Source organism: Streptomyces sp. NPDC031670 (assembly GCF_055580545.1).
On record NZ_JBVILC010000003.1, the window covers coordinates 426,981 to 440,339 of the forward strand.

The window sequence follows — 13,359 nt, forward strand, 5'->3', positions numbered from 1 at the left end:
GCATGTGCTGGCGTTCACCGACCTACCTTCCACCCATCCGTGACACTTGGCAAGAGGCACTCTGAAAAATGCAGAGTGCTGTGTTCTGGGCTGAGGTGGCATGGCACACTGCTCGGCAACAGGGTTAGGGGAGGTCTGACGTGAGTGAACCCCGGTCCGCCCCGACCGTGGGGCAGGTCGTGCTGGGCAGACGCCTGCAGGATCTGCGCGAGCGCGTGGGCCTGCGGCGCGAGGAGGCGGCCAAGGTGCTCCGGGTCGCCCCCGCCACGATCCGCCGCATGGAGACGGCCGAGGTCGCCCTGAAGATCCCGTACGTACAGCTGCTGCTCAAGGCGTACGGCATCGGGGACGAGGAGACGGACCGTTTCATCGAACTCGCGGAGGAGGCCAACAAGCCGGGGTGGTGGCAGCGCTTCCACGACATCCTGCCGGACTGGTTCAGCATGTACGTGAGCCTGGAGGGCGCCGCCTCGCTCATCCGGACGTACGAGCCGCACTTCGTTCCCGGTCTGCTCCAGACCGAGGAGTACGCGCGTTCGGTGATGATCAGTGGCGCGCTCGGCCAGACGAAGCCGGCCGACATCGAACGGCATGTGGCGCTGCGCATGGAGCGCCAGTCGCTGCTCACCCGGGCCGACGCGCCGAGGCTCTGGGTGATCATGGACGAGACCGTGCTGCGACGGCCGGTGGGCGGCCGTCATGTGATGCGCGGCCAGCTCGACCGGCTGCTCGAAGCCGCCGAACTGCCCCATGTGACGATCCAGCTCGCGGAGTTCGCAACCGGCCACCACCCGGGCACCTACGGCCCGTTCGTCCTCTTCCGATTCGCCGTGCCGGAACTGCCGGACATGGTCTACAGCGAGTACCTGACGGGCGCGGTCTACCTCGACGCGCGCCCCGAGGTGGCGACCCATCTCGAAGTCATGGATCGCATGGCGGCCCAGGCCGCGACTGCACGACGCACGAAGGAGATCCTGGCGGATCTCCGCGAGGAGCTGTGAATGGATCACATATACAACGGCATGCCTGCCCGCGAGCTGGGGACCGAGGGCTGGCACAAGCCGTGGAGCGGTGGCAACGGCGGCAACTGCGTCGAGGCCATGAAGCTGGCCGACGGCCGGGTCGCGGTGCGCCAGTCGGCCGACCCGGAGGGCCCCGCTCTGATCTACACCAGCAACGAGATCGCCGCGTTCATCCTCGGCGCCAAGTCGGGCCAGGCCGACTTCCTGCTGACGTGATCCACCGGACGGCCGCCGCCCGCGCTCCCCTCGGGGCCGGGGCGGCGGCCGATCCGTGTCAGCCCACGTCGAAGACGTTGGGCAGCCCCAGCCGGTGCCGGAACCGGTCGTCGCGCTTGAGCGGCTCCAGCTCCGGGGCGCTGTAGAGCGGGATCACCGGGCAGCGCGGGGCGCTGGAGCCGGCCCGGTCCAGCAGCGCGTTGGCGGCGAGGCGGCCCGAGGTGTTGGCGCCCTCCATCGTCGCCAGGTCGATGGGGACGGCCACGTAGTCGCCCGCCAGATGGAAGTTGGGGATCGCGGTGGCCGCCGAGGGGCGGTTGTGGAACGTGCCGACCGGGTGGATCAGCAGCTCGTCCTCGTTCCTCGGCTCGGGGGTGCCGATGCCGGAGACGCCCGGGTCCAGGAACCACGAGTGCAGTCTGCCGTCGCTGAGCACGGTCCGGCCGGTGTCGTTGACCGAGGCCTTCAGCTGCGCCCACACCTCGCGCGCGACCTCCTCGCGGGTGCACTGCTTGGCCGTCTTCCCGTACAGCATCCCGGGCCTGTCCCACTCGGAGATGTCCACCGAGAGGCAGTCGGCCACCGTCCCGTCGCCGAAGTCGGCGCGGAAGTCGTGGTGCGGCCAGTGCTCGGCCTGGGCGATGGCGGTGAGCGACCAGGGGGAGTCGATGCAGTCGAAGTGGCCGTGCACCCCGTCGGGGCGCTCGGTCAGATAGAACTGGATGCCCGTCATCCAGTCCGTGCGGAGCTTGTCGCAGCGGGCCAGCTGCGGGTCGGCCGCGCGCATCGCGGCGCTCCAGGTGCGCCGGGCGTGCTCGACGGGGAGCGCGCAGACGTAGTGGTCGGCGCTCACCGTGCGGCGCGCCCCGGCCGGGTCCTCGACCACCGCCCCCCTCACCCGCGAGCCGTCGTACGCGAACTCCCGCAGGGTCCAGCCCACCCGGAACTCCACCCCCAGAGTGCGCAGATGCGCGACCCAGGGGTCGATCCAGGCCTCGTTCGTGGGCGCGTTGAGGATGCGGTCGAGGGGGCCGTCCGCGCCCCGGCCGAGCGCGTTGAAGACGAACGCCTCCAGGAGCGAACCCACGGTGCGGGTGCTGGCCTCCTCGGCCTTGGTGGCGACGATGTTGCGGGTGACGCCGACGGCGAGGATGCGCTGGTACTCGTAACTCATCTGCCCCGCCCGGGTGAAGGTCCACCAGGGCGTGGCCTCCCACTGGGCGTTGCGGCGCTCGTCGCAGCTGGTCAGGAAGGTGAGGAGGCGGTCCGCGAAGTACGCGGCCTCGCGCGCGGGCAGCCGCTGGAAGGTGCCGAGCACCCCGGTGAGGGCGCGCCGCAGCGCGTCGGGGGTGAGCTGCCGCGGGGTGCCGGACCAGGGCAGCGGCAGCCGCAGGTCCTCGTAGCCGGTCCGGGCGAACATCATCTCCTTCGGCGCCACCAGGTTGTCCCGGACGCCGTGCGGGTTTCCGGCGAAGGGGATGCGCCGCATCGTGTCCGGCAGGTTGTGGTAGATCCCGGGGATGAACCGGAAGCCGTGCTCGGCCGGGAGCGGCCCGCGCCCGCCCCGGGCGCTGTCCGGCACGTCCATGCTGCGCGCCTTGCCGCCGAGCGCCCGGCGCTCGTAGAGCGTGACGGCGAAGCCGCGTTCGGCCAGCTCGTGGACGGCGGTCAGGCCGGCCACGCCGCCGCCGAGCACCACCACCGACTGCCCGGCCGCCGAGGTGGCCCCCGGACGGGCCTCGGCCGTGGCGGGCGCCGCCGCGTCGAGCCCCAGGGCGGTCGCCGCGCCCGCCACCGCCGTCCCCGCGACGAACGTGCGCCTCGTACTGCCCGAACGCTCCATGGTGCCCCCTATTACCGGCGGTAACGGTCACGTCGGCGCAGGAGCATACGGATGCGGCGGTCAGGCCGGAAGAGACAATCGAGCCCCGCGTTCCCCGGGTGCGCGGCGGGTGCGGCCGGAGTCCGTCGTGCCGTGTCCGGCCGTGCGGAGGCCGGGAGCGCGGGTGTGGTCAGATAGGGGCATGGCCCGTCGCACCTCCCGCCCCGCCCGCCCCAAGACGCCCCAGGCGTGCCCGTGCGGGCTCCCCGCGCCGTACGCCGAGTGCTGCGGGCGCTACCACGCCGGGCAGGCGGCCCCCACCGCCGAGGCCCTGATGCGCTCCCGCTTCAGCGCCTTCGCGGTCCACGACGAGGGGTATCTGCTGCGCACCTGGCACCCCGACCACCGGCCCGCCACCGTGGACTTCGACCCGGGGATGCGCTGGACCCGGCTGGAGATCCTGGACACCGAGGACGGCACCGCCTTCCACACCACCGGCGAGGTCACCTTCCGGGCCCATTACACCGAGGGCGGCGGCGAGGGCTCACTGCACGAGCGGAGCCGATTCGTCCGGTACGAGGGTGCCTGGGTGTATCTGGACGCGGTCTTCACGAGCTGAACCGGATCGCGGCTTTCGGCGTCTTCTTCCTCGAACGGCCGCGATGGCCGGGATCAGGGGGAGAACATGTCCGACATCGCCGGGGACGAACTCGTCCCGTACACCGATCACTTACCGGTACCGAAGGTGCTGCGCCCCGCCGGGGGCGAGGTGCGCCGGGAGACCGAGATCGCCGTGCGCCCCGCCTGGGTGCGCCTGCACAGCCAGCTGCCGCCCACCCTGATGTGGGGATACGACGGCACCGTGCCCGGCCCCACCATCGAGGTGCGGCGCGGGGAGCGCGTCCGGATCGCCTGGACCAACCGGGTACCGCGCGGCAGCGAGTACCCGGTCACCGCCGTCGAGGTGCCGCTGCGCCCGCAGGGCACCCCGCCCGCCACCACCGAGCCCGGCCGCGGGGGCACCGAGCCCAGCGCGGACGTGGCGGCGCTGCCCGCCTGGACCGTCACCCATCTGCACGGAGCCCAGACCGGCGGCGGCAACGACGGTTGGGCCGACAACGCGGTGGGCGAGGGCGACGCCCAGCTCGCCGAGTACCCCAACGACCACCAGGCCGTGCAGTGGTGGTACCACGACCACGCCATGAACATCACCCGGTTCAACGTCTACGCCGGGCTCGTCGGCACGTATCTGGTGCGCGACGACGAGGAGGACGCGCTGCGGCTGCCGCACGGCAAGCGGGAGATCCCGCTGATCCTCATCGACCGCAACCTCGACACCGACGAGGACGGACGCCTCGACGGGCGGCTGCTGCACAAGACGATCGTCGTCGACCCGAAGAACGCCGAGACGGGACGGCCGGTCTCGGCCCCCTTCACCGGCCCCTTCACCACGGTCAACGGCGTCATCTGGCCCCACCTCGACACCGACGCCGCCTGGTACCGCTTCCGGCTCGTCAACGCCTCCAACGCCCGCATCTACGACCTGGTGCTCCTCGACGAGGACGACAACCCGGTGCCCGGGGTGCTCCACCAGATCGGCAGCGACGGCGGACTGCTGCCCGCCCCGGTTCCGGTCGGCTTCGACGCGGCGCTGCCCGCGCTGACCGTGGCGCCCGCCGAGCGCATGGACCTCCTCGTCGACTTCCGGGAGCTGGCGGGCCGGCGGCTGCGCCTGGTCAACAAGGGCGCGGGCAAGCCCGCCGGGGTGCCCGACCCGGTGAACAACGTCCGCTACCCCCACGTCATGGAGTTCCGGGTCCGCGAGTGCCACGAGCGCGACGACTTCGCGCTGCCGCGGGTGCTCTCCGGCTCCTTCCGGCGGTACGAGCACGGGCAGCTGCACCACGGCCACCGTCTGGTCGTGCTCACCCCGCCCGGCACCGTGGGGGGCGGCGGACACCCGGAGATCTGGGAGATGGCGGAGGTCGCCGACGCCCCCGCCGAGGCGGCCGACGGCGTGATCCAGCTGCGGGGCGCCGACGGCACGGTCAAGACGTACCGGCGGATCTCCCGCACCTTCAACGACGGCCTCGGGTTCACCGTCGCCGAGGGCGCCTTCGAGCAGTGGAGCTTCCTCAACCTCGGCGGGCCCGTCCACCCGATGCACATCCACCTGGCCGACTTCCAGCTGATGGGCCGCGACGCGTACACCGTGGACGGGTTCGACCCCAAGCTCGGCGGCACCCGGACACCGGTGGCCCTCGACCCGAACCGGGTGATCCCGACGGCTCCCAACGAGCGCGGTTACAAGGACGTCTTCCGGGTCCCCGCGGGGCAGCTGGTGCGGGTGCTCGGCCGCTTCGACGGGGCGTACGGGCGGTTCATGTACCACTGCCATCTGCTGGAGCACGAGGACATGGGCATGATGCGGCCGTTCGTGGTGGCGCCCGCCGAGGCGCTCAAGTTCGACCACGCGGGCGGACACGGCGGCCACGACGGCCACGGGGCGCATACGGGCTGAGGCACGGGAGCTCCTCGTTCTCGGGGACGGGACCGGGGCCGGGGCGCGGCCGGGTCAGGACCTGGCCGCGCCCACCGGCTCGCGTTCGGCCGGGGGCAGGCCGCTCGCCAGGTCCTCGGCGAGCAGCCGCTTGGCGATGGTGTCGGCGGCGGCCCGCAGCTCCGCGCTGCGCGGGCGCCCCCGGTCCCGCTCCAACTGCTCGTTGAGCCAGGTGGACCAGGCCGCGCTGATCGCGTCGACCTCGCGGCGGCCCGCGCCGGTGAGCGAGAAGTAGGCGCCCTCGCGGCTCAGGAAGCCCTCGTCGACCATCCGCTCGAAGACCGGCACCAGCACCTCCGGCGGCAGGTGGCGGCGGCCCGCGATCAGGCCGAGGCGCGCGTGCCCGACCATCCTGGTGAACAGCTCCACCTGCATCACCGCCCAGGCGCCCGCGATGTCGAGCCGCGAGTCGGAGCGGGTCACGATATGGCGCGCGGTGTCGGTGCCCGCACCGCGGACGATCCTGCCGACGGACAGCTCCAGAAGCTTCTGCGAGTCGCCGGCCGACGGCTGCGCGAAGCCCTCGCCCATGTCGGTGGAGGAGGAGCGCGCGGTGTCGCGCAGCTCGACCTGCTTGAGGAAGAGCGCCACGAGGAAGCCCAGGGCGGCCACCGGCACGGTCCACAGGAACACGGTGTGCAGGGAGTCCGCGTACGCCTGGACGATCGGCCCGGCCGCGGCCGGGGGCAGCGACTTCACACCCCCGGGGGACTGCGCGGCCCGGGCGAGCGCCGCCGGGTCCGCCCCGCCCGTCCGCGCGGCGGCGGCGATCCCGTCCGCCAGGTTGGTCTTGAGGGTGTTGGCGTAGATGGTACCGAAGACCGCGGTGCCGAAGGAGCTGCCCAGCGTACGGAAGAAGGTCACCCCGGAGGTGGCGGTGCCGAGGTCGGCGTAGTCGACGGTGTTCTGTACGGCGATGGTGAGGACCTGCATGCACAGGCCGATGCCGGTGCCGAGGACGAACATGTACAGCGACTCCAGCCAGGCACCGCTGTCCGGGCCCATCAGTGAGAGCAGATAGAGCCCCACGCCCATCACCAGGGCGCCCGCGATGGGGAAGACGCGGTACTGCCCGGTCCTGCTCACCACGGTGCCGCTGAACACCGAGGCGATCAGCAGGCCGACCACCATCGGCAGGGTGCGGACGCCCGAGACGGTCGCGGAGTCGCCGTCCACGTACTGGAGGTAGGTCGGCAGGAACGTCATCGCGCCCAGCATCGCGAAGCCCACGATGAAGCTGAGGACCGAGCAGACCGTGAAGACGGGGTTGCGGAACAGCCGCATCGGCAGCATCGGTTCCGCGGCCCGGGTCTCCGCCCAGCAGAACAGGGCCAGCGCCGCCACCCCGCCCGCGAAGAGGGCGAGGATGGCCGGCGAGGACCAGGCGTACTCGTTGCCGCCCCAGCTCGTCGCCAGGATCAGGGCGCTCGCCCCGGCCGCGACGAGCCCGATGCCCAGGTAGTCGACGACCGGCTTGGCGGCCGAGCGGATCGAGGGGATGGTGCGGGCGGCGGCGACGACCACCAGGACCGCGACGGGCACGTTCACATAGAACGCCCAGCGCCAGCTCAGATGGTCGGTGAAGAGTCCGCCCAGCAGCGGCCCGATGACGGTGGAGACACCGAACACCGCGCCGATGGCGCCCTGGTACTTGCCGCGCTCGCGCAGCGGGACGACATCGGCGATCAGCGCCATCGAGGTGACCATCAGCCCGCCGGCGCCGATGCCCTGGAGCGCCCGCCAGGCGATGAGCAGCGGCATGCCGGTCGCCAGACCGCACAGGAACGAGCCGGTGATGAAGACGACCGCCGAGACCTGGAAGACCACCTTGCGGCCGAAGAGGTCGCCGAACTTGCCGACCAGGGCGGTCGCGACGGTCTCCGCGAGGAGGTAGGAGGTGACCACCCAGGACATGTGCGCGGCGCCGCCGAGGTCCGAGACGATCGTCGGCAGCGCGGTGCCCACGATCGTCTGGTCCAGCGCGGCCAGCAGCATCCCGAGCATGATCGTGCCGAACACGATGTTCCGCCGGCGGACGTCCAGCACGGGCGGCGCGGCGGCTGCCGGGGGCGCGGTGTCGCTGGCGGTGCTCACAGTGGCAGCCTCACACCGCCGCAGGTGGGACGCATGCGGTGCGGGCCGTGCGGGTGAGCGCGGGAGGCCGGGACGGGAGGGGCGCCGGCCGTCCCGGGTGTCTCGACGGGCACCGCCGCCGTTCCGGCGGTCCGCCCGGCGGATCCGGTGGGATTGATTTCTGGTTACGCGACGGTAAGTTGGCGGGTCAGTCATCTCTCGTACCACCGGTAGGTGCTCCGTACCACTCCGCCCCGAGCAGAGGAGTCGACGCATGGGCGTACGGAAGGATCTGAGGACGGCCGTCCGGCGCGGTGACCCCACCGGCGGGGCCCGGGTGGAGCTCGTGCGCGAGGGCGGGGAGGTGCGCGAGGTGCGGGTCGCCCCGCTCGCCGAGCCCGGGACGGGCAGCGTCGCCGACATCCCGTTCAGCAACGCCGCCGAGGCACCGGACGCGGTGGCGCTGCGCCGCAGACGCGGCGGACGCTGGCAGCCGGTCACCGCCGCCGCCTTCGCCCGCGAAGTCGCCGACACCGCCAAGGGGTTGATGGCCTCGGGCCTCGAACCCGGCGGGCGCGTCGCCCTGATGTCGCGCACCCGGTACGAGTGGGCCGTCCTGGACTTCGCGATCTGGGCGGCGGGCGGTGTGAGCGTACCCGTCTACGCCACCTCCTCGGCCGAGCAGATCGACTGGATCCTCGCCGACTCCGGCGCCGGGACGCTGATCGCGGAGAGCGGCGCCGAGGTGCGGACGGCCGGAGCGGCCACCGAGGGCCGCCGGGTCTTCGTCATCGACGACGGCGCCCTGGCCCAACTCGCCGTCCTGGGCAGGGTCGTGAGCGACGAGGAGCTCGGCAAGCGGCGCGCCGCGCTGGGGCCCGACACCCTCGCCACCCTCTGCTACACCTCCGGCACCACCGGGAAGCCGAAGGGCTGTGTGCTCACCCACGGCAACCTCTACGCCGAGGCCGCCAACACCGCCGAGCTCGCCCACCCCGTCTTCCGCGCGGACGGCGCCCGGCCCGCCTCCACCCTGCTCTTCCTGCCGCTCGCCCACATCCTCGCCCGCAGCCTCCAGATCGGCTGCCTGCTGGCCCGTATCGAGATAGGCCACTGGCCGAGCGTCAAACCCAATGAACTCCGGCCGCAGCTAAGGGAGTTCAGGCCCACGTTCATCGTCGGCGTGCCCTATCTCTTCGAGAAGATCCACGACACCGGGCGGGCCACCGCCGAGCGCACGGGACGCGCCGCCTCCTTCGACCGCGCCCACCGGACCGCCGTACGCTACGGCGAGGCGGCCCTCGACCGCCTCCGGGGCAGGGGGAAGGGCCCCGGCCCCGCGCTCCGGCTCACCCGGGGCCTCTACGACCTGCTGGTCTACCGGCGCGTCCGCAAGGAGCTCGGCGGCCGGCTGCGGCACGCCATCAGCGGCGGCTCGCCCCTCGACCGCGAGCTGAGCCTGTTCTTCTACTCCGCCGGCATCCTCGTCCACGAGGGCTACGGCCTCACCGAGACCTCCGCCGCCGCCGTCATCACCCCACCGCTCGGCCCACGCCCCGGCACGGTCGGCCTGCCGGTGCCCGGCACCTCGGTACGGATCGCCGACGACGGGGAGGTCCTGGTCAAGGGGCCGATCGTCTTCGGCGGCTACTGGAACGACGCGGCGGCCACCGACGCCGTCCTGGACGGCGGCTGGTTCGCGACCGGTGACCTCGGCCGCTTCGACGACGACGGCTACCTCACCATCACCGGCCGCAAGAAGGACATCCTGGTCACCTCCGGCGGCAAGAACGTCTCGCCCAGCGTCCTGGAGGACCGGCTGCGCAGCCGCCCGCCGGTCGGCCAGTGCCTGGTGGTGGGCGACAACCGCTCGTACGTCGCCGCGCTGGTCACCCTCGACCCGCAGGCGCTGGAGCACTGGCTGGCGGTGCGCGGGCGGCCCGTGGACACCCCGGTCGGGGAGCTCGTGGACGACGAGGAGCTCATCGCGGAGGTGCGCAAGGCCGTGGACCACGCCAACGCGGCGGTCTCGCGGGCCGAGTCGATCCGCCGGTTCCGGCTGGTGGCGGGGGAGTTCACCGAGGAGAACGGGTTGCTCACCCCGTCCCTCAAGGTCAGGCGGCGGGCGGTGGCCGCCGTGTACGCCCGCGAGGTCGAGGAGTTGTACGGGCGGGAGTGACCGAGGGGTCCGGCAAGGGGCCGGCCCGCTCGCGCAGCCGCATCGCGCGCAGCACGATCTCGGTGGCGAAGCGCCGTTCCGGGTCGGCCAGCCGGGCTCCGAAGGCGGCGTCGAGGTTGCGCATGCGGTAGCGGACGGTCTGCGGGTGGATGTGCAGCACCTCGCCGATCTGGGCGGCGGTGCCCCGGGTGGCGAGCCAGGCCCGTAACGTCTCGGTCAGGCGCTCGCGGCGGGTCTCCGTGTGGCCCTGGAGCGGGGCCAGTTCGCGGGCCGCCAGCAGTTCCAGGAGCGCCGGGTCCGACATCAGCAGCAGGGTGACCAGGTGGTCGGCGCTGTGCACGACCGGCCCCTCGGTGATCACCCCGGACAGCGCAAGCCCCAGCGCCTGGCGGGCCCAGCGCAGCGAGTCGGCCGCCCCGGCCGTCCCCACCGTGGGACCCGCCGCCGCGCGCGCCCCGCCGAGCGCCCGGACCAGGGACGCCTGGCGCTCCGCGTGCAGCGCGCCCGGCACCAGCAGATACGGCTGCGGGTCCCCGAGGTCCATGAGCACATCGCCGTGCAGGGCGGTACGGGCGGGATGGGCGCCGGCGCTCAGCGCGACCGGGGTCAGCTCCTCCGGGAGCTGCCAGCCCGCCCGTTCGGCCAGCTCCACCAGGGTGGACCGGGGGGCGCCGCTGCCGGAGACGATCAGCCGCAGGATCTTTTGGCGCAGCTCGTCCCGGTCGTCCTCGGCCGACGCCCTGGCCTGGAGGTAGCCCTCGCTCGCCAGTGCCTCCAACTGGTCCATGTAGGCGAAGAGGGTGTCGGCGAAGGACAGCATGAAGACGGGGGAGAGGTTGTAGCGCTTGCCCAGCTTCTTGGTGTGGCGCAGCGCGACCCGGGCGCCGACCCGGAAGGTGCCGCGCAGGGTGTCCAGACTGCCGCCCTGGGACGCGGCGAACCGGCCGAACGTACGGATCATCTCGTCGCGCAGCGGCGAGGGCACCGAGGGCCGCACCACCTGGTCCACGAAGATGGTCAGGCTCTGCTCGATCGCCGAGTGCACGAACCGCCCGTGCGGACCCGCGAAGACCTCCGCGAACTCCGGGTACGCGCGGACGACCTCGGCCTTGATCTCGTCGAGCAGTGGCGGGAGTTCGGGCCACATGATGGAGGCGAGCTCCCGGGGGATCGGACCCAGCTGCTCCGAGGAGGCCGATGCGTGGAGGGCGTTCGGCATGCGCTGTCCCTTTCACTGGCCGGGACGTACGGCTCGACGTTCGGCTCGGGTGGGCGACGCACCGTGGGCCTTCTGCGGGGCCGACGTCAACTCACAACATCTGCAACATAGACCAGCCCGCTCCCGAGGGCACCCGTGGGGACGGAGGAAATGTGTGTCCCGTGACGGGTTCTCGCTGCGGCCGGACACAAAGATGCTCGCCCCGGCACGGAAGGGGCAATGGGATTGCCCGAACACGGCTGAAAACGTTGACCTGTGGACGAATTTCGGGGTGCGGCCGGACGAGGCGCGATAACGCGCGTGCGCGTGGCGGACCAAAGACCGGGCGGCCGGATTCGGCCGTCGGGTATTGCACGGTCCGATTCCGCGCGCGTAGCGTCCTCGGTGCCCCGGGGCGGACGGCTCTCGCCGCCCCTCACGGCGGGCCGCCGCCCGCCCCCCGGCGGCGCGGCCCACGCCCCAGGGCTGCGGATCCCGGCGGGGCCCCGCGATCCGTCCCCCCGGTCGCGGGGCCCCGCTCCGGTGTGTGCCCCGCTTCCGTGTGTGTCCGGGTCCGACGCGCGCCCCGGTTCTGTGCCGTCGTTGACAAGGCGCGCACCCGGAATTGTGGCGCCGGTGACAAATAAGCGCGGACCGGCGCGGAGATCGGAGATTCGCGCGGAAGCGGTATTGCGGCACCGGGTTACCCGTACGTAACGTCACGGCGACATCGGCCGTTCCCGGCGCCCGCAGAACCGCTATTCACAGGAGCCTAGCCATGGGCGGTGCATTCGACCGGCGTGGTGCCGCTATCGCCGCCGCGCTGGGGGTGATCGTGCTTCTCCTCGGCCTTGTTCCGGCATCGGGGACAATTGCGCGGAACCGGGAGGCGGCCGTTCACGCCGTTTACGACTGCGGGTCGGGCTCCGCGCACCGGGCCGTCACCGTGGGATTCCTCGGCGTCTATCCGGCGGACGGCCGCCCGGGGCAGCCGCTGCGGCCCGAGCGGTTCTCCCTGCGCCCCGAGCTGACCGCCGAGACGGTCGCCGCACTCCTGCCCCCGGGCACCACGGCGGTCTCCGGCACCGCCCGGCTGGCCGTGGAGGTCACCGAGAACGGGGCGTCGGCCCGCGCCGACTGGGCGGGGCTCACGGCCTCGGCGGCCACGGGGGCCGACGGACTGCGGCCGGTGTTCACGGGCGGGGTACCGGCGATCACCGTGGGGAGGCCGGGCGAAGTGGCGCTGGAGGCAAGGGAGTTGACGCTGCTCCTCCAAACGGCAGTGGCACCGGCCTCCCCGCCGGGGCCGGCCCCCTCTTCCGCGCCCCCGTCGACTCCGGCTCCCACCCCGGCTCCGGCGCCCTCCGCGTCACCCGGTGCGGGACAGACACCGGTCGGCGCACCGCCGTTGGAAGTGCGGTGCGTTCCCGCGAGCCCCCCGGGTCCCCGGCTCGCCGTCTGGACGGTGACCGAACCCACGGCACCCAGCGCCGCCCCCGGCTCCACGTCCTCGCCCGCGCTCCCGTCCCCCGCCTCCGGCACCCGGACCGGCGGCCCGGCGATCCAGGTCGGTCCGGCCCCGCTCGCCACCGCACCCGTCTGCCCGGCCGACCCGCCCGCCGGGGAGCTCGACCCGAGCCGGCTGCCGCCGCCACCGCCCGGCGCGGTCGAGGGCCGGCTCGGCGCCTCGCTCTGTGTGGTGGCCGTGGGGTACGCCACCGTCCACAAGCTCGGCGGCGCGATGGTCGTCAACGATCCGCACGGCCGTCCCGGCCCGATGCACCTCAACCTCGGCAAGCGCACGGTCAGCGCCCCCGACTACGACGAGTCGGACTCGGTGGGCCTGCTCAGCTTCCCCGACGCCCCGTCCACCTTCCTCACCTTCGGCTTCCAGCCCACCAGCGCGCTGGTCACCTTCGAACCGGAACCGGTCACCGTCGTCAACGTGCGGCGCGGCGAGACGTTCACCACCACCATCGCCTACCGGCAGTACCTGCGCCTCCACGACGTACGCGTCAACGGCGTACCTCTGGAGGTGGGGCCGCGCTGCCGCACCGCCCGGCCGTTCGACACCGTCCTGAGCGGCGCGTACAACTTCCTGACCGGCGGCATCCTCGACGGCCGGATCACCATCCCGCCCTTCGCCGGCTGCGGCAGCCGGGGCGAGGACCTGTCACCGCTGTTCACCGCCGCCCTCTCCGGCCCGGGCAACGCCGTCCGTATCCGGCAGGGGCAGCTCGCGGGGGCCGGCAGCGCCCCGCCCGTCCCCGAACCGCCCCCGCGCTGAGG

At 72.9% G+C, this 13,359-nt stretch carries 9 protein-coding genes; 6 read left to right on the forward strand and 3 right to left on the reverse strand.

The window, feature by feature from the left end; translation table 11 throughout:
- The first annotated feature begins 140 nt into the window (after window positions 1–140).
- Both ACZ5ID_RS09055 and ACZ5ID_RS09060 read left to right on the forward strand, forming a co-directional pair.
- Window positions 141–1,001 carry a helix-turn-helix domain-containing protein gene (locus tag ACZ5ID_RS09055; protein ID WP_468894909.1) on the forward strand — a complete coding sequence of 287 codons (861 nt, stop codon included), beginning with the start codon at window positions 141–143 and terminating at the stop codon, window positions 999–1,001.
- On the forward strand, window positions 1,002–1,238 hold the full coding sequence (locus tag ACZ5ID_RS09060; protein WP_067166531.1) for a DUF397 domain-containing protein: 237 nt from the start codon (window positions 1,002–1,004) through the stop codon (window positions 1,236–1,238).
- 58 nt (window positions 1,239–1,296) lie between these two features.
- Here the strand turns inward: ACZ5ID_RS09060 and ACZ5ID_RS09065 are convergent, their stop codons facing one another.
- A complete protein-coding gene (locus ACZ5ID_RS09065; RefSeq protein ID WP_468894911.1) occupies window positions 1,297–3,081 on the reverse strand; it encodes a hydroxysqualene dehydroxylase in 1,785 nt (594 codons plus the stop codon).
- Window positions 3,082–3,262: 181 nt separating this feature from the next.
- On the opposite strand from ACZ5ID_RS09065, the gene ACZ5ID_RS09070 reads away from it, so the two are divergent.
- Both ACZ5ID_RS09070 and phsA read left to right on the forward strand, forming a co-directional pair.
- The gene (locus tag ACZ5ID_RS09070) at window positions 3,263–3,679 is read left to right on the forward strand and encodes a YchJ family protein (protein ID WP_468894913.1); all 417 of its coding nucleotides are present in this window, start codon (window positions 3,263–3,265) and stop codon (window positions 3,677–3,679) included.
- 66 nt (window positions 3,680–3,745) lie between these two features.
- Complete coding sequence (gene phsA, locus ACZ5ID_RS09075) at window positions 3,746–5,581, forward strand: O-aminophenol oxidase PhsA (RefSeq protein ID WP_468894915.1); 1,836 nt, start codon at window positions 3,746–3,748, stop codon at window positions 5,579–5,581.
- A 54-nt stretch (window positions 5,582–5,635) separates the two neighbouring features.
- Here phsA and ACZ5ID_RS09080 read toward each other — a convergent pair whose 3' ends face one another.
- Window positions 5,636–7,714 (reverse strand): MDR family MFS transporter, encoded by a 2,079-nt coding sequence (locus tag ACZ5ID_RS09080; RefSeq protein ID WP_468894917.1) that lies wholly within the window; start codon window positions 7,712–7,714, stop codon window positions 5,636–5,638.
- Between the two features lie 253 nt (window positions 7,715–7,967).
- On the opposite strand from ACZ5ID_RS09080, the gene ACZ5ID_RS09085 reads away from it, so the two are divergent.
- On the forward strand, window positions 7,968–9,872 hold the full coding sequence (locus ACZ5ID_RS09085; RefSeq protein ID WP_468894919.1) for an AMP-dependent synthetase/ligase: 1,905 nt from the start codon (window positions 7,968–7,970) through the stop codon (window positions 9,870–9,872).
- On the opposite strand, the gene ACZ5ID_RS09090 is transcribed toward ACZ5ID_RS09085, so the two are convergent.
- A complete protein-coding gene (locus tag ACZ5ID_RS09090) occupies window positions 9,808–11,091 on the reverse strand; it encodes a PucR-like N-terminal domain-containing protein (protein WP_468894921.1) in 1,284 nt (427 codons plus the stop codon). The two genes, ACZ5ID_RS09085 and ACZ5ID_RS09090, sit on opposite strands and share 65 nt — an antisense overlap.
- 757 nt (window positions 11,092–11,848) lie before the next feature.
- Between ACZ5ID_RS09090 and ACZ5ID_RS09095 the strand changes: the two genes are divergently transcribed.
- Entirely contained in the window at window positions 11,849–13,357 is a 1,509-nt protein-coding gene (locus ACZ5ID_RS09095; protein WP_468894923.1) for a DUF6801 domain-containing protein, read from the forward strand.
- Window positions 13,358–13,359: the final 2 nt, after the last annotated feature.